The sequence below is a fragment of the Pseudomonas sp. Pdm06 genome (assembly GCF_014851795.1).
In the GTDB taxonomy this organism is placed as follows: Bacteria; Pseudomonadota; Gammaproteobacteria; order Pseudomonadales; family Pseudomonadaceae; genus Aquipseudomonas; species Aquipseudomonas fluorescens_AA.
In genome coordinates, this window is the sequence record NZ_JACVAH010000003.1 from 384,529 (window position 1) to 410,082 (window position 25,554).

19 protein-coding genes are annotated in these 25,554 nt (G+C 61.5%); 7 read left to right on the forward strand and 12 right to left on the reverse strand.

The annotated features are described in order from the left end of the window. Window positions 1-16: 16 nt before the first annotated feature. From IB266_RS07285 to IB266_RS07320, 8 genes are all read right to left on the reverse strand, one after another. Complete coding sequence (locus IB266_RS07285; RefSeq protein ID WP_192260726.1) at window positions 17-994, reverse strand: FecR domain-containing protein; 978 nt, start codon at window positions 992-994, stop codon at window positions 17-19. After that, window positions 995-1,510, reverse strand: coding sequence for a sigma-70 family RNA polymerase sigma factor (locus IB266_RS07290; RefSeq protein WP_192260727.1), 516 nt, complete (start codon window positions 1,508-1,510; stop codon window positions 995-997). Window positions 1,511-2,166: 656 nt separating this feature from the next. Beyond that, window positions 2,167-3,351 (reverse strand): aminotransferase class V-fold PLP-dependent enzyme, encoded by a 1,185-nt coding sequence (locus IB266_RS07295; RefSeq protein WP_192260728.1) that lies wholly within the window; start codon window positions 3,349-3,351, stop codon window positions 2,167-2,169. Window positions 3,352-3,366: 15 nt separating this feature from the next. Then, window positions 3,367-4,611: an MFS transporter gene (locus tag IB266_RS07300; protein ID WP_192260729.1), complete on the reverse strand. Its 1,245-nt coding sequence runs from the start codon at window positions 4,609-4,611 to the stop codon at window positions 3,367-3,369. Window positions 4,612-4,627: 16 nt separating this feature from the next. Further along, window positions 4,628-6,475, reverse strand: coding sequence for an IucA/IucC family protein (locus tag IB266_RS07305; RefSeq protein WP_192260730.1), 1,848 nt, complete (start codon window positions 6,473-6,475; stop codon window positions 4,628-4,630). 46 nt (window positions 6,476-6,521) lie between these two features. Continuing rightward, a complete protein-coding gene (locus tag IB266_RS07310; protein ID WP_192260731.1) occupies window positions 6,522-7,670 on the reverse strand; it encodes an NAD/NADP octopine/nopaline dehydrogenase family protein in 1,149 nt (382 codons plus the stop codon). A gap of 28 nt (window positions 7,671-7,698) precedes the next feature. Further along, window positions 7,699-8,742, reverse strand: a complete 1,044-nt coding sequence (locus IB266_RS07315) for a PLP-dependent cysteine synthase family protein (RefSeq protein ID WP_192260732.1) — start codon at window positions 8,740-8,742, stop codon at window positions 7,699-7,701. Window positions 8,743-8,756: 14 nt separating this feature from the next. After that, window positions 8,757-10,151 carry an alanine racemase gene (locus IB266_RS07320; RefSeq protein WP_192260733.1) on the reverse strand — a complete coding sequence of 465 codons (1,395 nt, stop codon included), beginning with the start codon at window positions 10,149-10,151 and terminating at the stop codon, window positions 8,757-8,759. A 609-nt stretch (window positions 10,152-10,760) separates the two neighbouring features. On the opposite strand from IB266_RS07320, the gene IB266_RS07325 reads away from it, so the two are divergent. The 3 genes from IB266_RS07325 (at window position 10,761) to IB266_RS07335 (ending at window position 14,415) form a co-directional block, all read left to right on the forward strand. Next, window positions 10,761-11,651, forward strand: a complete 891-nt coding sequence (locus IB266_RS07325; RefSeq protein WP_060742737.1) for an HpcH/HpaI aldolase/citrate lyase family protein — start codon at window positions 10,761-10,763, stop codon at window positions 11,649-11,651. 26 nt (window positions 11,652-11,677) lie between these two features. After that, window positions 11,678-12,082 carry a ParB N-terminal domain-containing protein gene (locus IB266_RS07330; protein WP_060742736.1) on the forward strand — a complete coding sequence of 135 codons (405 nt, stop codon included), beginning with the start codon at window positions 11,678-11,680 and terminating at the stop codon, window positions 12,080-12,082. A gap of 110 nt (window positions 12,083-12,192) precedes the next feature. Then, complete coding sequence (locus IB266_RS07335) at window positions 12,193-14,415, forward strand: TonB-dependent receptor (RefSeq protein WP_192260734.1); 2,223 nt, start codon at window positions 12,193-12,195, stop codon at window positions 14,413-14,415. A gap of 134 nt (window positions 14,416-14,549) precedes the next feature. Here IB266_RS07335 and IB266_RS07340 read toward each other — a convergent pair whose 3' ends face one another. The 3 genes from IB266_RS07340 to IB266_RS07350 form a co-directional block, all read right to left on the reverse strand. After that, on the reverse strand, window positions 14,550-14,768 hold the full coding sequence (locus tag IB266_RS07340) for a tautomerase family protein (RefSeq protein WP_003200762.1): 219 nt from the start codon (window positions 14,766-14,768) through the stop codon (window positions 14,550-14,552). 137 nt (window positions 14,769-14,905) lie between these two features. Continuing rightward, window positions 14,906-16,690: an IlvD/Edd family dehydratase gene (locus tag IB266_RS07345; protein ID WP_192260735.1), complete on the reverse strand. Its 1,785-nt coding sequence runs from the start codon at window positions 16,688-16,690 to the stop codon at window positions 14,906-14,908. A 47-nt stretch (window positions 16,691-16,737) separates the two neighbouring features. Beyond that, window positions 16,738-17,919: a fumarylacetoacetate hydrolase family protein gene (locus IB266_RS07350; RefSeq protein WP_192260736.1), complete on the reverse strand. Its 1,182-nt coding sequence runs from the start codon at window positions 17,917-17,919 to the stop codon at window positions 16,738-16,740. A 114-nt stretch (window positions 17,920-18,033) separates the two neighbouring features. On the opposite strand from IB266_RS07350, the gene IB266_RS07355 reads away from it, so the two are divergent. The 4 genes from IB266_RS07355 to IB266_RS07370 all read left to right on the forward strand — a co-directional run bounded on the left by IB266_RS07355 (window position 18,034) and on the right by IB266_RS07370 (window position 22,249). Further along, window positions 18,034-18,984 carry a LysR family transcriptional regulator gene (locus IB266_RS07355; protein WP_192260737.1) on the forward strand — a complete coding sequence of 317 codons (951 nt, stop codon included), beginning with the start codon at window positions 18,034-18,036 and terminating at the stop codon, window positions 18,982-18,984. 266 nt (window positions 18,985-19,250) lie between these two features. After that, window positions 19,251-20,633, forward strand: a complete 1,383-nt coding sequence (locus tag IB266_RS07360; RefSeq protein ID WP_060742731.1) for an MFS transporter — start codon at window positions 19,251-19,253, stop codon at window positions 20,631-20,633. Further along, entirely contained in the window at window positions 20,630-21,370 is a 741-nt protein-coding gene (locus IB266_RS07365) for an SDR family oxidoreductase (RefSeq protein ID WP_192260738.1), read from the forward strand. The genes IB266_RS07360 and IB266_RS07365 overlap by 4 nt, the downstream gene beginning before the upstream one ends. Before the next feature lie 30 nt (window positions 21,371-21,400). Further along, window positions 21,401-22,249: an ureidoglycolate lyase gene (locus IB266_RS07370; RefSeq protein ID WP_192260739.1), complete on the forward strand. Its 849-nt coding sequence runs from the start codon at window positions 21,401-21,403 to the stop codon at window positions 22,247-22,249. A 209-nt stretch (window positions 22,250-22,458) separates the two neighbouring features. Here the strand turns inward: IB266_RS07370 and IB266_RS07375 are convergent, their stop codons facing one another. Continuing rightward, a complete protein-coding gene (locus IB266_RS07375; protein WP_192260740.1) occupies window positions 22,459-25,554 on the reverse strand; it encodes an efflux RND transporter permease subunit in 3,096 nt (1,031 codons plus the stop codon).

Here is a 25,554-nt window from a genome sequence, read left to right on the forward strand (position 1 = left end):
AATAATTTTTGTGGGGTCAGGCCGGGGAGAGCGTCACCCAGTAACCGCTCAAATGACCGGTGACCAGGACCGGGTAGGTTTGCACCAGCATGTTGAGCGTGCGCTGGGTATCGCTGATGGGAAACGCGCCGGACACCCGCAGCTCGGCAATGGCCGGGTCGCAACGCACGAAGCCGCGGCGATAGCGCGCCAGTTCGGCGACGAAATCCGCCAGGCGCATCCTGTCGGCCATCAGCATGCCTTGGGTCCAGGCGCTGGCGTTGCGATCTGTCGGGGTCAACGGACCGAAGGCCTGGGACGAGAAGTCGGTGCGCTGTCCGGCGTTGACGATGAGCGGCGCGGCCTGGCGAGCCTCGGTCAATTCAATCCGCACCGCGCCTTCGAGTACCGCCAGATGGGTGCGCGATGGCAGTTGGCGCACGATGAACCGCGTACCCAGGGCCTGCATCCGGCCCTCGCGGGTGCTGACCAGGAACGGTCGGGCCTGTGGTGAGGCATCCGGCGCGGTCTGCACCAGGACTTCCCCTTCGCGCACATGGAGGAGCCGCTGGCGGGTGTCGAACAGCACGTCGATGGCCGTGCCGGTATTGAGGGTGAGGTGAGAGCCGTCGGCCAGGGCCAACTCGCGGCGCTCGCCGATGGCGGTGCGGTAGTCGGCGGACCATTGCTGCGATTGCGCCAGTTTCCAGCTGCCCCAACCGACAGGCACCGCTGCCAGCAGCAACGCCAGTTTGCCGAGGGCCGCGCGTCGTTCGGGGCTGCTTGGGCGATCCAACGCCGACATCGCCAATGCTCGTGGCAAGCCGCCGAGCTTGCTTTGCAGCAATTGCGCACGAGACCAGGCCCGGCCGCGCTCGGGGCTGCTGGCCCTCCAGCATTCCCATTCGGTGCGCTCGGTGTCACTGAGGTCGCTTTCGCTCAAGCGCATCAGCCACTCGGCGGCTTCTTCGAGGGCCTTGGGGTCGAGCGGCGGCTCACGGCGACGAGTGAGCATTCATTCCACCAGCATCAAGCACTGCACGAATGCCTGCTTCATGTAGCGCTTGACCGTGATCAGCGAGACGTTCAGCTGTTGGGCGATGTCGTCGTACTTCAGGCCGCCGATCTGCGACAGCAGGAATGCCCGCTTGACCGGCGCCGGGAGGGTGTCGAGCATGGCGTCGATTTCGTGCAGGGTTTCCAGCACCAGAAAGCGCAATTCAGGGGACGGCACTTCCTGGGCCGGTAAATGCGCGAGCGCCTCCAGGTAGGCACGTTCCAGGGCCTTGCGCTGATACCAATTGATGAGAATGCCCTTGGCCACGCAGCTCAGGTAGGCCCGGGGCTGGTCAATGGCCGTGACTTGGGAGGCGAGAATGCGCGTGAAGGTGTCTTGCGCCAGGTCCGCCGCATCCATGGCGTTTCCCAGCTTCTTCTTCAGCGTGTTGTACAGCCAGCTGTGATGGCCGGCGTACAGGTCTTCGATCACGCGCAGATGATGGTCGTTGTTCGCGGGCAGGGTTTCGCTCATGGCTGCGTTTTTTGCAATTGAGAAGTATTCCCAATGCTAAAGGACAACTTGCTCGCGACGCAAGCGGCATCGACTGGGAGCGAGCTTGCTCGCGATAGCGGTATATCAGTTTGCAGAGATGCTGGATTTACCGACGCCATCGCGAGCAAGCTCGGCTCCCACAGTTTTTTGAGCGTTCACAGATCAGGCGTCCACCATCGATCCTCTGTGGGAGCTGAGCTTGCTCGCGATAGCGGTATGTCAGCTTGCGGGGATGTTGGCTGTGCCGGCGCCATCGCGAGCAAGCTCGCTCCCACCGTTTTCGGGATGATGATGAGATTGAGATACACCCTGAATCCCCTGTGGGAGCTCGGCTCCCACAGTTTTTTTTGAGCGTTCACAGATCAGGCGTCCACCATTGATCCTCTGTGGGAGCTGAGCTTGCTCGCGATAGCGGTATATCAGTTTGCAGAGATGCTGGATTTACCGACGCCATCGCGAGCAAGCTCGGCTCCCACAGTTTTTTGAGCGTTCACAGATCAGGCGTCCACCATCGATCCTCTGTGGGAGCGAGCTTGCTCGCGATAGCGGTGTATCAGCTTGCGGGGATGTTGACGCCGACGCCATCGCGAGCAAGCTCGCTCCCACCGTTTTTGAGCAAAGCCCTGAACCATCCCTCAGGTGCGCGGCAGGTGCGCCAGCGCGGCCGCCAGGGTGTCGATTTCAGCTTCGGTATTGTAGGCGTGTACGGAGGCGCGGCTGACTTCCAGCAAGTCGCGTTGCTGCATGTCGAGCATCGTCGAGCGGAACGTCGATGTGCTGACGTTGATCCGTTTGGCCTGGCCCGCCAGCCATTGCTGGACCTGGGTCGCGCTGCCGTGTCGGTGAGTGAATGTGACGATGCCGGATTGGAGCGTGCCCTGGTCTTGAAGCGTGACCGTCGGAATCGTCGCCAGGCGTTCGCGCAAATGGCTGGCCAGGTGTTGGATGCGCTGCCACATCGGCTCGATGCCTTGGGCCAGAGCATATTCCACCGCCGCGCCGAGCCCCAGCTTGGCCGCTACGTTGCATTCCCAATTCTCGAAACGCTTGGCATCGCCACGCAGGCTGAACGTGTCAGGTGTTTGCAGCGAGGCGGCATGCAGGTCGAGAAAAACCGGCTCAAGGTTCTGGCACAGGGCCTTTTCGACATAGAGAAAACCCATGCCCCTGGGGCCGCGCAGGTACTTGCGGCTGGTCGCGGCGAGCATGTGGCAGCCGATGCGTTTCACATCGATCGGCATTTGCCCGACCCCTTGGCAGGCATCGAGCAGAAACAGCACCCCGGCGGCCCGTGCCAGGGCGCCGATCTGTTCGACGGGTTGGACCGGTCCGCCGTTGGTGGCAATCACCGGCAAAGACACCAAGGCGACGCGATCATCCTCCAGCAGCGTCTTGAGGGCCGGCAGCGACACCTGGCCGTGCTCATCGTTGGGAATGATCCGCAGCTCGATACCGCGGAGTTTCTTCAGTTGCAGGTAGGGGATGTAGTTGCCGGCGTATTCAGTGGTGGACGTCAGCACCACATCGCCGGGCCGCAGCGGCAATGAATAGAAGGCCATGTCCCAGGCACGGGTGGCATTTTCGATCACCGCGATTTCATCGGGCTGGGCGTTGATCAGGCGGCCAATGGCGTTGTAGACATTGGCCAGCGCCGCGGCCTGTTGCCCGGCGGCCTCGTAACCACCGAGGCGCGCCTCCCATTGCAGGTGGTTGGTCACGGCCTCGATCACCGGTTCAGGCATCAGTGCCGCACCGGCGTTGTTGAAATGGACCAGGTGCGCGACACCGGGCGTATCGGCGCGCAGTTGTTCAACGTTCAAAGGGAAACTCCTTGATCAGTCCCCGGGCGGGGCGGGGCTGGCTTGCAGGCTCGCGGGCCAGTACCGCAAGGCAACGATGGGAATCAGGGCCAACACATAGGCCAGGCAAACGAACAGGTAGGTGTACTGCAAACCGTAGACTTGGCTGAGCAACCCACCGGCCGAGATGCCCGCGATCGAGGCGAACTGCGCGGTGCCCTGGGCAATGCCCAGCACCTGGCCTTGGCGCGCGCTGTCGGCGGATTTCGAGATCAGCGCCATCAGCACCGGCGTGGTAGCCCCCAGCAGCACGCCCCAGATGAAGTAGACGACGACAAAGACGATGGCATTGCGCGTGACCCCCGCCAGGGCGGTCAGGGCGATGCAACCGAGCACGACGTAGATGATGCGGTGCAAGGTGTCCTGCTGGGTACGGTGTTCGAAGTAGCGCGACCAGGCGGTGGCCGAGAGGATGAAACCCAGCGCCAGCAAGCCGTAGCATAGGCCGACCACTGAGTTGCTGACGTCGAATACCGAGCTCACATACAAGGAGAAGGAGGTCTGTGGCAGCATCCGGGCCAACAGCAGGATGCCCATGACCCACAGCAATGACAGCAATGGCGATCCTTGCCAGACGCTGTCGGTACGGCTCGCTGTCGTCGGGGCCTGGCTGGTCGCGGCTTTTTTCACCGGTGGCACGTCCGGCAAGGTCACGGCGGCCACCACCGTGCACACCGCGCACAAGGCCGAGGCAATGATGTTGATCCAGAAGAAGGTGGCGTAGTCGAGGATCAGGCCCCCGACCACCGCGCCGAGTAATGAGCCGACGTTGGTGGATATTTGCAGGATCGCGAACAGCCGCGCCCGTCGCGAGGGGGCCTCGATGCTGACGCCATAGGCCTGGGCCGGGGCGATGTACCCGGCAAAGGCGCCCTGCAGGAAGCGCAGCACTAGGATGACCCAGATATCGCTGCACAGCGCCAGCCCGAGCTGCGTCAATGACAGGCCCGCCAGGGCGCGGATCATCATCAACTTGTGACCGTAGCGATCACCGATACGGCCCCAGAAGGCGCTGGTCAGAATGATGCCCAGCATTGGCCCGACATACACGGCGATGCTGGCGAAGCTGAAGACCGACTCCGAGGACGTCAGCCCGCGCAGGTGGACCGGCCAGAACGGCCCGCTCATTTCCATCGCGCCCATGGAGATGAGCTGGATCGCGAATAGAAGATAAATCAGGATTCTGACGTTCGAACCCTGGATGGCACCTGCGTGGGACATGACTCAGCCTCGGTGGTTAAACGCTCGCAAGCGGGTTGGTCAGCGTGTGCTGTAAACGATAGTTGGAGTACTGCAACAGGTGCATGCGCAACAACGATCGGGTCGGCCACGGGTCCTGGATGAACGCCTGGCGTTCGGTTTCCCACAATGGCGCGGCGACACGCTCGCGTACGGCTTCGAACGCCGCCTCGGTTTCCTCGCGCAACACGCGCCACAGTCGTGTGTCGTCCAACCCGTATTCCCGTGTCAGCCACAAGGCGATCTCGTGCAGGTGGGTGAGGAACGCCGCGTCGAGCACGAACATTCGCACCGGCTCGATATCTTCCACGAACACGGTCGGCAAGATGCCCGGCTGCACATGAGGTTGCAAGGTGTACCCGCGTTCCTCCAGCAGGGGCGCGTAGGTTCTGCCGTCGCCGAAATCGCGGATCAGCAGGCTACGCGCTTTGCCATCGGGGGCAAAGAGCACCATGGTGTTTTGCTGATGGGCTTCGAGCCCGATGCCGTACATCAGGTAGATCGCGATCACTGGGCGGGTGACCACGGCGGAGTACTGCCGGAACCAGTCTTCAACGCCCTGGGCCTCGGCCCGAACCCCATCGCGCTCGATCAGGTCGGTAAACAGCGGGCGGCCGCCGGGCAGGCGGGTGAACAACGAGGCCACGGTGATGGGCAGGCAATCGTCGCTGCGTTCGAACGCCGCTCGGCTGGCGCGATAGACCACTGAAAGGTGTCGTCCGGGGGCGTCGTCCTGGGTGATCGCGTTGCGGTATCGCACGCCGATTTCTTCCGGGAAGATCTCGAGGCGCTGGTCGAAGCCGTTTTCGGCGGCGAGGATTTTCGTGATCACCGTGCTGATCCGCGGGCCCATGTGGATCGACTTGGCTTGCAGGCTGCGCAGCTCGCTGGTCATCCACACGGCGATGGGCAACTTGATCAGCGGCGCGGTCTCGTCCAGCACCGGCATCATGGTCCGATAGGACATGGTCGGCAGGGTCTGGAGGTCGGGGCCCTCGGTGATCAGGATGCCTGCTTCGATTTCCGCGGCAAAGGTCTTGAGTACGTAGGCCTGCAGATGCCAGGCATGGATGGGCAGCGGCAGCCATTGGTTTTCGTCCAGGCCCTTGGCATTGAGGGCGGCGGTCCACTGCGCCCATTGCGCCGGGAAGTTGCTGGCGAACCAACGGTGGTAGCTGGTGACGTGGGGCATGCTTTCACTTTTGGCCATGTCGGCGCGCAATGCGGCGATGCGCAGGGGGACCTGGGCGTTGAACTCGGGGGACAGTTGTTCGACTTCCGCATCGCTGAGACCTGGACGGGATTTCCAGGTCGGATAATACGGATGGCCTTCCAGCGACCCCCATTGGTCCAACAGGATCGCGGCGTCCTTGGTGCTGGTGTGTTGGCGCAGGTAGTCGGTCAGGCTGGCGAGCCCGTGGCTTTCGGCGGCCTGGGCCAGGCGCGCGTTCCATTGCTGGCGATGCTGGCGGGCGTGGGCATCGTTCATCAGGCTGTTTTCCATGTCCGACTTGAGGCCGGCCACGCCTTCGTCGCTGGGTTCGAAGTCGAAGCTGTCGCGCAGCACGTCCAGCAAGTCCTGATGGCTGTGAATGACTTGGCGTACGCCTTCGTCGGTCAGCAGGACCACGTCACCGTCACTGATCAAGGTGTCGGCGGGGACCAGGGTAATCTGCGAGAAAAACAGCTGGGCCCGTGCATTTTTCAACGGGTAGGTCGCCTCGCTGCCGTCCGCGGAAAAGCTCAGGGCCGAACGGTCCAGGATGTTCTCGGCAAACAGGCAGCGAACCAAGCGTCGCATGGCGTTTTTGCGTGAATAAGTGACCAGTGTCTTGAAGTCATCCATATCGGTATCTGCTCGTCGATGAATAAGGAAGAGGGTGAAGCCCGGTTCAGGCCGAACGCGGCCAGTGGGTCGGGAAGTAGTCCAGCGCCGAGTCGCGCAAGCCTTCCATGTAGGCGATGCTCCACTGCAGGACTTCCTCGATGTAGGGGACTTTCAGTTCGAAACGCTTGGCCATTTCCACCAGCAGGACCAGGCCATAGGCGACGTCTTCATTGAAGGCTCGGCTCTGGCGCTCGATCACATAGCCGGGGCGGTTGCCGTCGGCCGGTACCATGGGCGCCAGGATGTCGTTGTAGGCCCGGTTGGTGCGCAGGATCGAAAGCATGCTGCTGCGGTCGCGGATCTGCTCGCCGTAGGCCTCGACGATCTCCTGTTTCAAGGACTTGACCGAGGACAGGTCCACGCCCATGCGCTGGCTGATGACCGCGCACAGGTTCTGGCTTTCTTCATCCATGCGTTCGAGGAAATAGGCGCCCAGTTCCGGACACTCGGTCCACCAGCACAGGCGTTGCGGGAAGATCTTGCGGTGCCACTGGCCGTAAGGGCCGATCAAGCCGTAGATCACCGAGCTGTGCATGATCGGATTGCCCGGGGTCAGGGTGATCTCCAGGTAATGGTCGAGCAGGGTCACGCAAGGGCCGTACAGCCTGCTGAGCATTTGCTGGAGCTGCTGGCGCGACGCCTGGGTTTCCCGGGCGTGGGTGGCGACATACAACTGGCTTTTGCCGCCGCCCATCTTCACCGAGCGTCCGGGTTTCAGGTCGAACGCCGTGTGCGGGACGTCCTTCATGCCCCAGATCACCAGGTTCGGTTTATCCGCCAGTGTGGCTTGGGCCAGCCAGTCGAAACCGCAGAAGCCTGGAATGGCACCGACGTACACCGGCTTGGTCGTGCTCAGGTACGGTGCGATGTCCTGCAGGACCTGCGGCCGGGCATGGGCCGGCACCGTGATGATGACGATGTCGGCGTCTTCGACGGCGACTTTTGCCTCGGTGGTCACCCGGTCCGGCCGCGCGCTCAGCGTCGAACCATCGGGCATCAACGCCTGCATGGGGGTTTGGCGGGCGTGGAGGTCGACGATGTCCTGATTGCTGGTGAGCAGCGACACCTGGACATCAGGCAATTGCTTGAACAGGATGGCATTGAGATGGCCGGTTCTGCCACCGCCGCAAATGGCGACTTTCAGCACGTTCATGAAGAGGCGTTCCTGTGTGGGTGGAGGGTCATGCGACGCTCAATTGCAGCGGCGCAGAACTGGATTCCAGCCATTGGGTCTTGCCCAGCCAGCCGTCCAGTTGCACGGCGACGCCTGGGTCGAGCAAGTCGCGCTCTTGCAGCCATTGATCGTCGAACACGGTGTGCAGGTACTTCTCGCCGCCGTCGGCGATCGGGACCACGACATTGCCGGTCAGCACACCTTTGTGAATGAATTCCAGGGCCTTGAAAATCGCCCCGCCGGTAGAGCCGCCCACCAGCAGCCCCAGGTTGCGAGCGATATAACGGGCGGTTTCGAAGGCTTGGGAATCGGTGACCTGGACGCCCAGGTCGATGCAGCTGTAGTCGAGCACCAGGCCCACGGTGTCGCCGGCCGGGGTACCGGTGCCGGATTGATAGTACGGGTAGCCGGGATGACCGAAGACAATGGAGCCGGCGGGTTCCACGGCGACGGTCACGGTGTCGGGGTTGTGCAGTTTCAGCCCGCGGGCGATGCCGGTCATCGAGCCGCCGGTGCCGACACAACCGACGTAGGCACCGACCTTGCCTTCCACCTGGGCAATGGTTTCGCGGACGAAGTCGCTGTAGCCGCCGGCATTGGCGGCGTTGTCCGACTGGTTCATGAACACCGCTCCCGGGATCTGTTGCGCGAGTTCGGCGGCCATCCGTTGGCGCTCGACTACCGCGACTTCATCCTCGCGATAATGGCCGGCGACAAATCGAACGTCGGCGCCCAACGCTTTCATGACGGCGATCTTGTCCTGGGCGGCATGGTGGTCGACCACGGCGATAAAATGCAGGCCGAATTCGACAGCGGCCATGGCCAGGCCGATGCCGGTGTTGCCGGAAGAGGACTCCACGACCACGCCGCCGGGTTTCAAGCGTCCGGACTTGAGTGCGGCCAGTACCATGTTCCGCGCCATGCGGTCCTTGATGCTGCCGCCGGGGTTGTTCTTTTCAATCTTGAGCAACAGCCTGGCATTAGTGTCGGGTATATCAATGCCCAGCATGGGGGTATTACCGATCAGGTCGGAAACTTTATTAAGTATCATGTGAAGTACTCCCTTTAGCAGTCAGGTGAAAACGCGTAGTGGCCTTGTGTACAACAAGTCGCCATTAATCGTCGGGGTAGGGGGTGACGATGGAATTCGTTTTCCAGCAAATCCATCTGATAGCCGGCGGTATTGGCGTAGATCAATAAGTCGCCGGGCTGGGGTAAATATTCGAAGTTGATAAGGCGATAACTGATGACGTCATCATCCAGGCAACTATGGCCGGCGATGTATGCTTGAGTCGGGCTATGAGGTGATTGCGTTGCGCTTATCAAGATGGGATCGACCAGATATTCAGACGCGAACCAGGTTTCACACGCGCTGAAACTACTGCCCTCGACGAAGATCACGGTTTTATTGTCGGCCAGCTTTTTGGTGCGGGTCACTCGAAATACCGAGATGGCGGCTTGATCCACCAGGCTTCGACCGGGTTGCAACGACAAGGTGATATTGCGTGACTTTAAGTAATTCGCTATCGAACGGCCGGGTGAATGATCGGATTCCAGGAAAAGTTCCAACCACTGGCTGGCTGTCAAACTGCCGCCATAGGGATAAAACGACTCGGGCACTGAATGGTTGTAGTAATGACCGGGTTTATTGTCGTTCTGCAGAAAACTGTTATAGATCTCGGGATCGACATAACGAATAGGCAGCCCTCCACCCATGTCGATCATGCTCGGAGTCAAGCCCATCTCGTGCGCCGCCTCGACAAAGGCGGTCACCTCTCGGAAGGCCTGTACCCGGGTTTCGTACCCGTAGCCGCCCAGATGGAAATGGAAGCCTTCGAAGTGAAAATGTTCGCCTTCTTCGGTCAATTGTCGCAGGCACTCCAGCAAGTCATCGGTGCCCATTCCGAAACGGCTCGCCAGGCAGCTCTGCGGCCGGTAACGCAGTAAAACCCTGGCCTGTAAGGGAGGGCGCGTGGCTTTTACCAGCGCTTTGAGATGAGCGAATTCTTCCAGCGAATCCACACAGATCAGTGAGCCAGCCTCTACCAGTGTCCGGTGGAAAACAGCCGTTTTGGCCGGCCCCGTTGCGCACAAAAGCGCGCCCGGCGTGCCGGCGCGCCGGGCCGCATTCAGTTCGTGAATGCTCGATACATCGACGCCGATACCCAAATCTTCTGCCGCGCGAAGCAGACATTGGGACTTGTTGGCTTTGGCGCCATAGAAGATGACGTGATTCACGTCGTATTTCTTCAACATGCTCTTCAGCGCCGTTGTATTGGCTTTAAATGCATGGGGCCACATCAGGTTCAGGGGTGATCCATGTTGTGAAACAAGTTCTATAAGTCTTTGTGAATGATCATGAATAAATTGTCCGATCGCCGGGTCGAGTAGGGGTGTCAACAGTGTGGGTTGATGCACTTTGGTTCGGTTGTTGGATGTTGGCGTGGAAACATTAGGCATAGTTAACCCCTGGCGTCGAACATGCCATTTTTCATAGTTCGACAACCGCTGTTGTCGAGGCGGATATAAAGCGTCCGTTTTCAGGCTTAAGAAATTTCCGTGTTTGGCGGTGTAAGCCAAACGAAGCCTGAAGATAAAATAATCAGGCCGGACGTAATAAATATTTCACAAAACACGGCATAAGAAACCCATTCCCTAAGGTTTATCCGAAGAGCGGAGCAGCCGCCATCGACGGATGGCGCGTCCGTGTTAAATAGCCAATGAATGGCATTCAAATGACATCACCGCTATGCACTTCCTGTGATGACAAAAACTTCCTTTGATGATTGGCTTGCATCAGTTCGATGGCGAGAACCATATTGCTAACGCGAACGATTATCAAGTAAGGTTTTCAAAAATTTTAAATAATTACTCGCTGAACGAGCGTGCATAAGCGCTTGTTCGCAGGTGCTTGTAAGCGTTCTTGCGCAGTTGAAGAAGTACCTTAATGCCTTGATGGAAAAGGAATTAAGGAGCGCTGGAACAGGCCGCAGCCGAGACCGGGATTTCCCTGCCTGAGGTACATGAAATTTTCGCTGATCACCACTGACGCATACCCAGGAGAGCTCCATGACAACTGAACGCCCCCATACCGTCGCCACGCTTCCCATCAGCTACCTGTTCGTTCCCGGCAACCGCCCCGAACGGTTCGCCAAGGCGGTCGACGCGACGCCGGATGCGATCATTCTCGACCTCGAGGATGCCGTTCATCCCGACAGCAAAGCCGCGGCTCGAGCGGCCATTTGGGCTTGGCAGGAAAGCGTGCCGAGTGTTGCTTGCCAGCGCTACATCCGCCTGAACAGCGTTGACAGCACCTTCCTGCGCCAAGACCTGACATGGCTGGGAGACATGCGCTATCCCGAGCGTTGCGCGGGGATTTTCTTGCCCAAGGCGCAGTACGGCGAGGCCTTGTGCCAAGTGGTCGAGCAGTTGCTGGCGTGGCAGCCCGAGTTGCAGATCGTCGCCATCATCGAGACGGCCAAGGGCTTGCAGCAGGTCGAGGCGATTGCCGGCATTGCCGGGCTGTCGCGCCTGGCGTTCGGTTCGTTGGATTTTTCCCTCGACATCAACTGCAGCCAGGTGCCCGAGGCGTTTTTGTTCGCCCGCAATCGGATCGTGCTGGCATCGCGCACGGCCGGTTTGCCTGCGCCGATCGATGGTGTGACACCGGCCATCAGCGACCTGGCGATGGTCAATCACGATGCGCATTACGCAAGGTCCCTGGGCTTTGGCGCCAAGCTGTGTATCCATCCCGCGCAATTGAACACGGTCCAGCGGGCCTTCCTGCCCAATGCGGGTCAACTGGCCTGGGCCGATCGCGTGATGCGTGCCGTGGCCAGCGGCTCCCATGCGGTGCAGGTGGACGGCGAGATGGTGGATCTGCCGCTCATCGAACATGCCCAGCGCCTGCTGGACGTGGCCAGCCTCTACGCGGTGCCCGCCAAGGCGGACGCCTGCTGAACCCGCTGCCGACCAGGAGATTCGCCATGGAACACCAGGGTTATCAGATTGCGCTGCGACCGCTGTGCGAAGTGCTGCAATCGGAGCACGTCGATCCGGCCAATGTGCAATGGCTGCGGGAGTCGATTATCCGTGCCGGGCATTGGCTGGAACCGATCATCGTCGAGCGTTCGCGAGGCATCGTGATGGACGGCAATCATCGCTTCAACGCGGCGTTGCAATTGGGCTTGAAGCGGGTCCCGTGCATCCAGCTCGACTACGCGGATCCGCGGGTGTGTGTGCGGCATTGGCAGACCGGCAAGGCGTTCGAGGTGGCGCGGATTTTCAGCACCATCGCCCGGGGCGAGCTGTTCCCCTACAAGACCACGCGGCACGCGTTCGACCCGGCCCTGCCCGTCGTCGCGATACCGCTGGAGCGCCTGTACGCCTGAGGGATCCGGCGCAGTCTGAAAAATAATCCCCAAGAGGTGATACTTTTCCGCAGGTCGACTGGCAATAGGAGTGATTACCATTTTCTCTCGTTGGAAAGGATCCTTAAGCCATGTCTGTTGCACGTCGACCTTGTGGTGAGTCTGCGTTATCCCTCGCGATTCGTAACGCCACGCTGAGTTTCATTCTGGTCGCAGGAAGCGCCACCGCCTGGGCGGCAACCCCCGGACAGGCGCCTGCCGCCGATACAACCCAGGACGCCTCCAAGGGCAACGGGCAAGGCTTGACCCTTGACGCCACCACCATCAGCGGCACCCACAACGACCCAGGCGCACTACCGCCCGTGCTGGCCGGCGGTCAGGTGGCGCGCGGTGCTCGCTTGGGGATGATGGGCAACAAGGACGTGATGGACACGCCGTTCAGCGTGACCAGCTACACCGAAAAGACCCTGGCCGATCTGCAAACCGTGACCGTGGCCGACGCCCTGCAACGAGACCCTTCGGTGCGTTCGACGGGTCAGGTGGGCGGCATCGTCGATTCGTTTTTCATCCGTGGTTTTCCCATCGGCGAGGGCAACCTCGGCGAGTTGGCCTACGACGGCGTATACGGCGTGGCGCCCAACTACCGGGTGTTCACCGACTACGCCGAACGGGTCGAAGTGCTCAAGGGGCCGGGTGCACTGATGTACGGCATTTCTCCGAACAGCGGGGTGGGCGGGGTGATCAATATCGTTCCCAAGCGTCCGTTGGACGAAGACCTGACGCGCTTTACCGGCAGCTATGCGTCCGATTCACAAGTGGGCGGGCACCTGGATGTCAGCCGTCGATTCGGCTCGGAAAACCAGTTCGGCGTGCGCTTCAACGGCAGCCTCCAGGGTGGCGACACGGCCATCGACGACCAGGAACGCGAGCTCAACATCGGTGCTATCGCCCTGGATTATCGGGGCGAGCGTTTGCGCTTGAACCTCGACTTCATCAGCCAGAAAGAAAGCTTTGACGGCGCCTCGCGGCCCTTCACCGTCGTGCCTGGCGTTGAAATTCCATCGGCCCCCAACGGTCGTACCAATGCGTCACAGAAATGGGGTTGGTCGGACACCAAGGAGCAGTCGGCCTTGCTGGGTGGCGAATACGACCTGACGGACGCGGTCACGGTGTTTGCCCACGCCGGCGGTGGTCGCTCGGACGTCAAGCGGATGTCCGACCAGGTACCAAGAATCCTCAACAACGCCGGCGATATCAGCAACACGCCGGGGTATTACAAATTCAACGTAGACCGTTCGACAGCCGATGTGGGGGTTCGTGGGGTGTTCGACACCGGCCCTGTCAGCCACACGACCACGCTGATGGCGACCACTTACCAGGATGAACTGTCCCGGGGGATCAACAATGGGCCGGAGGTCCGCTCGAACATCTATCACCTGGTGGACGTGCCCAAGCCGGCCATCAATGCGCCCAAGGTGCTGCGGGTTTCCGAGTCGCAGCTGTCCGGCTTCGCCTTGACCGACACCTTGTCGGTACTGGATGACCGTCTGCAACTGACCCTGGGGCTGCGTCGGCAAAATATCGAGTCGCGCAACTACAATGCCAGCGGCTCGGTCAGTTCCCGTTATGACGACAGCGCAACGACCCCGCTGGTCGGCGTGGTGGTCAAGCCCTGGGAGGACGTGTCGCTCTACTACAACTATGTCGAGGGGCTGAGTAAAGGTGACGTTGCGCCAGCCAACGCGAACAATCCTCTAGAAACATTCGCACCTTATGAATCCAAGCAGCACGAGATGGGCGTCAAGTACGAGCACGGCACGTTCATGACCACCCTGGCGCTGTTCCAGATCGAGAAGCCCAGTGGCGAACTCGGTGCGAACAATGTTTTCTCGGTGCAGGCCGAACAGCGCAACCGTGGCCTGGAGTTGAGCGTGTTCGGCGAAGTGGCCCCCGGCACACGCTTGATGGGTGGCGTGACATTGCTCGACGGTGAGCTGACGGATTCCGCCACCGCGGCCAACCGTGGTAATAAGCCGGTGGGTGTGCCAGACGTGCAAGCCAACCTGTGGGCCGAATGGGACACCCCGTGGGTGGAAGGCTTTACCCTCACCAGTGGCGCGATCTACACCAGCAGCCAATACGTGAACCAGGCCAACACCCAGGAGCTGGATGCCTGGACCCGCTTTGATGCGGGCGCTCGCTACGCCACCAAGATCGAAGGTCGACCGACGACTTTCCGAGCCACGGTTCAGAACGTCTTTGATCGCGAGTACTGGTCGGGGGTCGCCTCGTATGGTGCCTTCTCCCCAGGCTCGCCGCGCACATTGCAGTTGTCGGCCACGGTGGATTTCTGAGGCTTGGCGAGGGGTGGCTCTAGCACAGGGTCACCCCTCTCACTTTTCTTTCCCGATCTCTTCTATATAAGGTAATGCTGTTCACTTAGGAAAAACGATGAACCTGTGGCCAGACAAACCTTAAGCGAACAGCATTATTGGCCTTTGGCAGGCAGCCCCATCTTCGCCAGCGTCAGCGTTTCATCGGCGCGCCCCCAGCCACCGTCTGCCACCTCTTCGACCAGGACCATGGTGAATGGACGGACCCCTTCGCCGAAGTATTCGACGAACATTTCCGTAGTGCGATGGATGATCTCTTCCTTGCGGGCGTGGTCCAGGATTCCTTCGGGAAATTTGTAGTTGGCAAATGGCATGGATCGACTCCGTAGGTGTGAAAGATTCGCCAGGGGCGATGGCCCCTGGCGCGCATCTTTCTCCTTTATGCCCGTGGAATAAATCCTTCTGGATTGGCATCTGAATTCAACGTACGTGAACAATCGGCCGCTTGGACTCAGTGCGAATGACGCGGCTCGCCACTGCGGGCGATCACGCGTAGATGCAGCGTGGCAGGCTCCAGGCAGCCCCCGGTGGACAATTGCCCGACCAGTTGCCGGTACAGTTCCTGCCAAGGCGTTTGCGACGGTGGGATGTTCGGTGTCCATTCAAGTCGGCGCCGGGCCATCTCTTCGTCGTCGATCAGCAGGTTCACGGTGCGTGTATTCAGGTCCACTTTCAGCCGGTCGTTGGTTTGCAGCAACGCCAGGCCGCCGCCCACGGCTGCTTCAGGGGACATGTTGAGGATCGATGGGCTCGCCGAGGTGCCGCTCTGGCGACCGTCGCCCAGGCAGGGCAGGGAGTCGATGCCCTGTTTGATCAGCGCGGCCGGTGGGGCCATGTTCACCACCTCGGCACTGCCGGGGTAGCCCACGGTGCCGACACCGCGAATCACGAGGATGCAGCGCTCGTCGATGTCCAGCGCCGGATCGTCGATGCGGGCGTGGTAATCCTCCGGTCCTTCGAACACGATGGCCCGGGCTTCGAAACTGTTCTCGGCACCGGGCTCGGAGAGGTAGGTCTTGCGAAACGCTTCGCCCACCACCGACATCTTCATGATCGCGCTGTCGAAGAAATTGCCGCTAAGTACGATGAAGCCGGCACGGTGCTTGAGCGGGGTGTCGAAGGGATGGATCACATCGGCGTTGCTGGTCAGGCTGCTGCTGACGATTTCGCCGATGGTCCTGCCGCTGACCGTGGCGCAGTCTTCGTGCAGGCGTCCGGCTTTTTGCAGTTCATGCATGACCGAGGGCACACCGCCGGCCCGATGGAAACCTTCACCCAGGTACTTGCCCGCGGGCATGCAATTGACCAGCAGCGGCACGTCCTCGCCAATCCGTTGCCAGTCATCCAGGCTCAGTTCGACGCCCATGTGCCGGGCGATGGCGATCAGGTGCGGCGGGCAGTTACTCGAAGCACCCAGGGCCGAGGCGACGGCGATGGCGTTCTCGAAGGCCTGGCGGGTCATGATCTGTGACGGACGAATGTCTTGCAGCACCAGCTCGCAGATGCGCTTGCCGGTGGCATAGGCCATTTGCCCGCGCTCGCGATAGGGCGCCGGAATGCTCGCGCAACCGGGCAGCGACATGCCCAGGGCTTCGGCCAGGGCGTTCATCGACAAGGCGGTGCCCATGGTGTTGCAGTGACCCACCGATGGCGATGCCGCAGTGGTCATTTCCATGAAACCTTCGTAATCGATCTCGCCGGCGGCCATCAGGTTGCGCGCATGCCAAAGCACGGTGCCCGAGCCGATCAACTCGCCCTTGTGATGGCCGTCGAGCATCGGCCCGCCGGACAAGACAATGGCGGGCAAGTCGGTGGTCGCCGCCGCCATCAGGCAGGCGGGCGTGGTCTTGTCGCAACCGGTGGTGAGCACCACGCCGTCCAACGGGTAGCCGTGGAGGATTTCCACCAGCCCCAGGTAGGCCAGGTTGCGGTCCAGGGCAGCGGTGGGGCGCCGTGACTGTTCGGCGATCGGGTGCACCGGGAACTCCATGGGGATACCACCGGCGTCACGGATGCCGGCCTTGACCCGTTGGGCCAGTTCCAGGTGATGACGGTTGCAGGGCGTCAGGTCGCTGCCGGTCTGGGCGATGCCGATGATCGGGCGTCCCGATTGCAGCTCTTCGCGGGTCATGCCGTAGTTCATGTAGCGTTCGACATACAGGGCGGTCATGTCCGCGTGAGCCGGGTCATTGAACCATTGCTCGCTGCGCAGGCGGCGTTCAGGCGTGTCAGTCATGATTCATGTCTCTCTTGTAATTGGATGAATCGGTCACGGTTGTAGCGTCAGCGGCCCAGCAGTCCGCGGGCGGCGAGGTTGCGCAACAAGGCGCTGACGCCAAAGGTCCAGGGGGCGGCGTCGCAGCTGTGGGTCACCTGGTTATGCAAGCTACCGAGCAAGGGGCTGCTGATGCTGACCCGGTCCCCGCGTTTGTGGGTGAAACCGCTGCCGGGATGGTCGCGGTCTTCGGTGGGGGCGAACAGGGTACCGAGAAACAGCACAAAACCATCCGGATATTGGTGGTTGGCGTTGAGTGTCTGGCTTGCCAGGTCCTGCGGGTCACGGCTGATCTGGCTCATGGAACTCGAACCGTGCAGGCGGTAGCCATCTTCGCCTTGTACCTGGAGGTCGACCACGCAGGCGCGTACGTCATCCAGGCTGAAGTGTTCGTCGAACAGGCGAATGAACGGCCCGATAGAGCAGGACGCATTGTTGTCCTTGGCCTTGCTCAGCAACAGCGCGCTGCGACCTTCGATATCTCGCAGGTTGACGTCGTTGCCCAGGGTGGCGCCGTGGATCTGGCCACGGCTGTTTACCGCCAGCACCACTTCCGGTTCCGGGTTGTTCCATTGCGATACCGGATGAATGCCAATTTGGCTGCCGCTGCCCACGGCGGACAGGATCGGTGCCTTGGTGAAGATCTCCGCATCCGGGCCGATGCCGACTTCCAGGTACTGCGACCACATGCCCTGTTCGATGAGCAAGGCTTTCAGGCGCATGGCTTGCTCGGAACCCGGCACGATCGCCCGCAGGTTATCGCCGATCACGCTGTGCACGGTGGCGCGTACCGCCTCGGCCCTTGCCGCGTCGCCGCCTGCCTGTTCCTCGATCACCCGCTCGATCATGCTGGCGGCGAAGGTCACGCCGGCGGCCTTGATCACTTGCAAGTCCAGCGGCGGCAACAGAAATGGCTTGGCCGGGTCGGCATGAACGCCGGTGTTGGCCAGCAGCGCTTCGACGCTGGCGATGAAAGTGCCGGGCGTTTGCCTGACCGCCGCCAACGGTGAGGACGTTTCCAGCAAATCGCTCAAGGTCGCGAAACGATCCGACAGGTCGAACACCCCATCGCTGCGCAGCACGACGGGTGAAGGCCCGGCGACACGGCCAGGCACCCAGGCACGACCGATCAGGGTGCCGGCGACGCCATCGACGGGCAGGGTGTTCTCGGGAGTAAGCATCAGCGACATGGGCAGTCTTCCTGGTTCGTAAAGCTTTCAAGCTAGGGCCCGCGGTTGATGAACTCCAATGAGATATATTCAGTATCTGATAACGTCCGGTTATTACATCGTCGAGGATTGCCCATGTCCGATCTGTCTTTCTCCAGCTTCTGCGGCTGGCTCAAATTCCGCCATCTGCTGTTGATCGATACCTTGGGGCGAACCTGCAACATGCATCTGGCGGCCGAGCAGATGAACCTCAGCCAGCCCGCCGTGAGCAAGATGCTCAAGGAAATCGAAAGCCTGCTCGGCTTCGCCCTGTTCGAGCGACGACCCCGGAGCATGCCGCCCACCGCATTGGGCGAACATGTGCTGCGTTACGCGCAGATCGCCTTGAACGATGCACGTTCGTTCGTCGAGCAAATCAGCAGCCTGCGCGAAGGTGGCCATGGCTACCTCAAGGTCGGCGGTATTTTTGCCGCGACGGCGGTGGCCTTGCCTGAGGCGATCCTGCAGATCAAGCAACGCTGGCCCTTGCTGTCCATCGAGGTGGTGGAGCAGACCAGCAACCATCTGATGAAGATGCTTGAAGAGAAAAAACTCGATCTGGCGGTAGCCAGGTTTACCGAGCAAAGCCAGCAACAGCGCTACGACTTCCAGCCCCTGGCCCCGGAACCGTTCTGCATCGTGGTCAATGACCGCCATCCCCTGGCGAACGCCGGGCCGACCTCCCTGCAGCAACTGGTGGACCTGCCGTGGATTCTCTACCCGGTCGGCACGCCGATCCGTGCACGCATGGAACTGGCCTTCGCCGAGGCCGGGGTGGGAATGCCGCGCAATACCATCGACACCATTTCCATGCAGACCTTCCTCCAGGTGCTGCAACGCGGGCCCATGATCGGCATGCTGCCCAATGCCATGGTCGATCCGCTGCTCGACAGCGGCCAGCTCAAGACCCTCGATACCCCGTTGCACCTGGTGCCCCAGGACTACGGCATCCTCACGCGAAAGGACGAACCGCTGGTAGGCGCGGCGCTGGAGTTCGCCGAGATTCTCAAGGACAACGCCCGTCTGGCCGCCATGTTGCCTGTTTAAAGAAAAAGATGAGTCTGTGGGAGCAAGGCTTGCCCGCGATGCAGGCGCCTCTTTTCCCACAGATCGCGTCGTCCTCATCGCGGGCAAGCCTTGCTCCCACAGCTAACATCGGATGACCCTGAGGATGATTTCGATAACTTCTTGTTATCGACTAATCCAAAAATGCCATTGGGAAAGAATCGATTCCCGACAGTAGAGTCCTCGTTCAACCGCCGGATGAGTCACTCATTCGACGTGACCCAATAAAAACAATCAGGGGTTACCTCATGCAAACCATCTCCGAGCCGTTGCCCGCCCAGGCACAAGCCGGCCAGCTGGATTTCGAAGACCGGACCTACCGCAAGGTGATCTGGCGGATCCTGCCCGTGTTGCTGTTGTGCTACATGGCGGCGTACCTCGATCGGGTGAACATCGGGTTCGCCAAGCTCGACATGCTCAACGAGCTGCAATTCAGCAATACGGTGTATGCCTTGGGCGCCAGTATGTTTTTCTGGGGCTATTTCCTCTTCGAAGTGCCCAGCAACCTGTTGCTGCATCGCTTTGGCGCACGGTTCTGGATCGCCCGGATCATGCTCAGTTGGGCGGTGATCTCCATGGCCGTGGCCTACACCGTACCCCTGGCGGCTTTCTTCCACATCGAATCGAGCACGATGTTCTATGTGCTGCGCTTCCTGTTGGGCATCTGCGAAGCGGGCTTTTTCCCTGGCGTGATCCTCTACCTCAACTACTGGTTTCCGACCCACCGGCAGAGCCGGGTGATGTCCGGATTCCTGCTGGCGCTGCCCGTCAGCCTGACCCTGGGCGGCATACTTTCCGGCTGGCTGATGAACAGCATGCAAGGGGTGCATGGCCTGTCCGGCTGGCAATGGATGCTGCTCATCGAAGGCATTCCGTCGATCATCATGGCGTTCGTGGTGATCGTCTGCCTGGCCGACAACATCGACAAAGCCAAATGGCTGACGGTCGCGGAAAAAGCCCTGCTCAAGGCCAATCTGCAAACCGACAACCAGGGCAAGGCCACGCGCTTGAGCGAAGTGTTCTTCAACCCTCGGGTGTGGTTGCTGGTATTGATCCTGCTGACCTTCAACACCGGTTTCTATGGCCTGGCGTTCTGGATGCCTTCGATCATCAAGAGCACCGGCATCACCAACAGCTTGCACATCGGTTTGCTCACCGCCATTCCTTATTCGGTGGCGGTGGTGGCGATGCTGCTCAACGCCCGGCACTCCAACCGCACTGGTGAGCGGCGCTTGCATGCGGCGATCCCGGCGTTCATTGGCGGCGTCGGCCTGATCCTCAGTGCCTTCTTCGCTGACAACCTGGTGTTGTCCGTGCTCTTTCTCAGCGTCTCCGCTTCGGGGATCCTCAGCCTGATGCCGATTTTCTGGACCCTGCCGGGCACCGTGCTGTCGGGGGTCGCCGCCGCAGCCGGTATTGGCATGATCAACGCCATCGGCAACTTGTCGGGCTTCACCGGCTCGATGATCACTGCCGTGGCCGAAACCCTCACGGGCAACATCAACAACGGCACTTATGTACTGGCCTTGTGTCTTTTGGTCAGCGGCGGGCTGATCCTGGCCATCCCCGCTTCGATGCTCGGCAGGGTCCCCAAGCACGCCGCCACGGCAGCGCAACTGGAGGCCGCATGAACCTGCAGAACAAGCGCGTGCTGGTGACGGCAGCGGGGCAGGGCATTGGCTTGGCCAGCGCCATTGCCTTCGCCCGGGCCGGGGCCGAGGTGATCGCCACGGACATCGATATCCATGCACTGGCGGGGATCGAAGAGGTCACCGCCATGTCCCTGGATGTCACCTCGACCGCTGCCATTAGCGCCGCCTGCGAGCGCATCGGCGGGCTCGATGTGCTGTTCAACTGCGCAGGCTACGTGCACAGCGGCAACATACTGCAATGCGACGAAGCAGCCTGGGCGCGTTCGATGGACCTTAATGTCACGGCCATGTATCGGATGATCCACGCGTTTCTGCCGGGCATGCTGGCCCGTGGCGGCGGCTCGATCATCAACATGTCGTCGGTGGCCTCCAGCGTCAAGGGCGTGGCCAATCGCTTCGCCTATGCCACCAGCAAGGCGGCGGTGGTGGGCCTGACCAAGGCTGTCGCCATCGACTTCGTCAGCCAGGGCATCCGTTGCAACGCGATCTGCCCGGGCACCGTGGACTCGCCTTCGCTGCGCCAGCGCATCGCCGCCCAGGCCGTGCAACAGGGCGTCGATGAGGCGCAGGTCTATCGGCAATTCCTCGACCGCCAGCCCATGGGACGCATCGGCAGCACTGAAGAGATCGCCCAGTTGGCGGTGTACCTGGGCAGCGATGCATCGGCCTACACCACGGGTGCCATTCACGTCATCGACGGTGGCATGAGCATCTGAACCCGGTCTTCACTTGAGCAGGAGCACGACATGAAACTATTGCGCTACGGCGAAAAAGGTTCGGAAAAACCCGGGCTGTTGGATACCGACAATCAGCTGCGCGATCTCTCCGGCCATGTGCCGGACATCGCCGGGCAGGTCCTGGGCGCGGACAGCCTGGCAGCGCTCGCCGCCCTCGACCCGCGCAGCCTGCCGCTCGTTGCCGGCCAGCCGCGCATCGGTGCCTGCGTCGGCCAGGTCGGCAAATTCATCTGCATCGGCCTGAACTACGCCGACCATGCGGCCGAGTCGAACATGGAGGTGCCGAAAGAGCCGATCATCTTCAACAAATGGACCAGTGCCATCTGCGGGCCGAACGACGATATCCAGATCCCGCGCGGCTCCCTCAAGACTGATTGGGAAGTCGAGCTGGGCGTGGTCATCGGTAAAGGCGGGCGCTACATCGACGAAGCCAATGCCATGGAGCATGTCGCCGGCTACTGCGTCATCAACGATGTGTCCGAGCGCGAGTGGCAACTGGAGCGCGGCGGCACCTGGGACAAGGGCAAGGGCTTCGACACCTTCGGCCCTCTTGGCCCCTGGCTGGTGACCCGGGATGAAATCGCCGACCCGCATACGCTGGATCTGTGGCTGGAGGTTGACGGACACCGCTATCAGAACGGCAATACCCGAACGCTGATCTTCAGCGTGCCGCAACTGATTGCCTACCTGAGCCGCTGCATGAGCCTGCAACCGGGGGATGTGATCTCCACTGGCACGCCACCCGGCGTCGGCTTGGGCATCAAGCCCGCCCCGGTGTTCCTGCGGCCGGGCCAGACCATTCGCCTGGGGATCGAGGGTTTGGGCGAACAGCGTCAGGTCACGGTGCAGGCGGACTGATCGCAGGGCTCGCTGCCCCCTCAGGCCCCTGTGGGAGCGGGCTTGCTCGCGAAGGCGGCGTCACAGTCAATGAAGAGGTTGACTGTGCTGGCCTTTTCGCGAGCAAGCCCGCTCCCACAGAAGGATTCCGGATGCACGCGGATATTGTGTTCGCTGAAGACCCAATGTGGGAGCGAGCTTGCTCGCGATAGCGGTGGCCCGGCCTGGCCTCACTTCGGATCAACACGCCTGACACGCTTCATCACCACTACGAAAAACACCGGCACGAACACCACCGCCAGCGTGGCGGTGATCATCCCGCCGATCACCCCGGTGCCGATGGCCTGCTGGCTCGCCGAGCTGGCACCGGTGGCAATCGCCAGCGGTACCACCCCGAGGATGAATGCCAGCGAGGTCATGATGATCGGTCGCAGGCGCAGGCGTGCGGCCTGGAGCGTGGCGTCGATCAGGTCGTGGCCTTCGTCGTACAGGCTCTTGGCGAACTCGATGATCAGGATCGCGTTCTTCGCCGACAGGCCGATGATGGTGATCAACCCGATCTTGAAGAACACGTCGTTGGGCATGCCGCGCAACGACACGGCCAGTACCGCGCCAAGCACACCCAGTGGCACCACCAGCAACACCGAGGTCGGGATCGACCAACTCTCGTACAGCGCCGCCAGGCACAGGAACACCACGAGCAACGACAGGCCCAACAGGATCGGTGCCTGGCTGCCGGACAAGCGTTCCTGCAAGGACAACCCGGTCCATTCCTGGCCCAGGCCCGTCGGCCCCAGGGCCACCAGACGCTCGATTTCGGCCATGGCTTGCCCGGTGCTGTAGCCCGGTGCCGGTTCGCCGGAAATGCTCACCGCCGGATAACCGTTATAGCGGGTCAATTGCGCCGGCCCCTGGGTCCAGCGGGCCTGGACGAATGCCGACAACGGGACCATTTTCCCGCTGTTGTTGCGCACGTGGATCTTCAGCAGATCCTCGACCTGGCTGCGCTGGTCGCCCTCGGCCTGGACCACCACCCGCTGCATCCGCCCCTGGTTGGGGAAGTCGTTGATGTAGGCCGAACCCACCGCCGTGGACAACACGCTGCCGACATCGGCAAAGGAAATGCCCAGGGCATTGGCCTGCTTGCGGTCGACCTCCAGTTGCACCTGCGGCGCCTCCGCCAGGGCGCTTTCGCGCACATTTATCAGCATCGGGCTTTTTTCGGCGGCGGCGAGCAATTCGCTGCGGGCCTGCATCAAGGTGGCATGGCCGAGTCCGCCACGGTCCTGCAAACGGAACTCGAAACCGCTGGAGGTGCCCAGGCCATCCACGGGCGGCGGCAGCACCGAGAACGCCATGGCATCCTTGATTTGACCCAGGGCCAGGTTGGCGCGGTCGGCAATCGACGCCGCCGAATTCTCGGCGCCGCGTTGCGACCAGTCCTTGAGGGTGGTGAAGGCCAGGGCTGCGTTCTGCCCGCTGCCGGAAAAGCTGAAACCGAGAATGATCGTGCTGTCGCCAACCCCCGGCTCGCCGGCGTTGTGGGCTTCGATCTGCTCCACCACCTGCACCGTCCGGTTTTTGCTCGCACCCGGTGGCAGCTGGATGTCGGTAATGGTGTAGCCCTGGTCTTCCACCGGCAGGAACGAGGAGGGCAGGCGACTGAACAACAGGCCCATGCCCACCAGCAGCACGCCGTAGATCAGCAGATAACGGCCGCTGCGTTTCACCGCATAGGCCACCCACCCCTGATAGTGGTCGCCGAAGCGGTCGAAGCCACGGTTGAACCAGCCGAAGAAGCCGCTTTTGGCGTGGTGATCACCTTGGGCGATCGGTTTGAGCAAGGTCGCGCAAAGCGCCGGGGTCAAGGTCAGGGCGAGAAAGGCCGAGAACAGGATCGAGGTTGCCATCGACAGTGAGAATTGCTGGTAGATCACCCCCACCGAGCCCTGCATGAACGCCATCGGAATGAACACCGCCACCAGCACCAGCGTGATGCCGATGATCGCACCGGTGATCTGCCCCATGGCCTTGCGCGTGGCCTCTTTGGGCGACAAGCCTTCCTGGGCCATGATCCGCTCGACGTTCTCCACCACGACGATGGCATCGTCCACCAGGATACCGATGGCCAGCACCATGCCGAACATGGTCAGCACGTTGATCGAGAACCCCAGCGCGAGCATCGTCGCGAAGGTACCCATCAATGCCACCGGCACCACCAGGGTCGGGATCAGGGTGTAGCGGATGTTCTGCAGGAACAGGAACATCACCGCGAACACCAGCAACATCGCCTCGCCGAGGGTGTAGATCACCTTGGTGATCGAGACCTTGACGAACGGCGACGTGTCGTAGGGGATCTTGTACGCCACGCCGGCCGGGAAGTAGCGCGACAGCTCGTCCATCTTGTTGCGTACCAGGGTCGCGGTGTTCAAGGCATTGGCGCCCGGCGACAGTTGCACCGCCACCGCGGTGGACGGCTTGCCGTTCAGGCGCGTGGAAAACTGGTATTCCTGGCTGCCGATCTCCACCCGTGCCACGTCGGCGATGCGCACCGTCGAGCCATCGGGATTGGCCTTGAGCACAATGTCGGCGAACTCTTGCGGCGTGTTGAGCTGGCCTTTGACGACGATGGTCGCGGTGATTTCCTGGGTGCTGCGGCTCGGCAATTCCCCCAGGCTGCCTGCCGACACCTGGGCGTTCTGCGCCACGATGGCAGCATTGACATCGGCCGGGGTCAGGTTGAAGCCGACGAGTTTCTGCGGGTCGATCCAGATCCGCATGGCGCGCTCGGCCCCGTACAGCTGGGCCTTGCCGACACCGTCCAGGCGCTTGATCTCGTTCATCACGTTGCGCGCCAGGTAATCGCTGAGGGCCACGTCGTCGAGCTTGCCGTCGCTGGAGGTAAGGGTGATCAGCAGCAGGAAGCCGGCGGAGACTTTGTCCACTTGCAAGCCCTGCTGCGTGACCGCTTGCGGCAGGCGCGACTCCACCGCCTTGAGGCGGTTCTGCACGTCGACCTGGGCCAGTTCCGAGTTGGTACCGGGTTGGAAGGTCGCGGTGATGGTGGCGCTGCCCAGGCTGCTTTGGGATTCGAAATACAGCAGGTTGTCGGCGCCGTTGAGTTCTGCCTCGATCAGGCTGACCACGCTTTCGTCCACGGTTTGCGCCGAGGCGCCCGGGTAGACGGTGTAGATCTCGATTTGTGGCGGGGCCACCACCGGGTATTGCGCCACCGGCAGTTGGGGGATGGCCAGGACACCGGACAACAAGATGAACAAGGCGACGACCCAGGCGAATACCGGACGGTCGATGAAAAATTGCGGCAT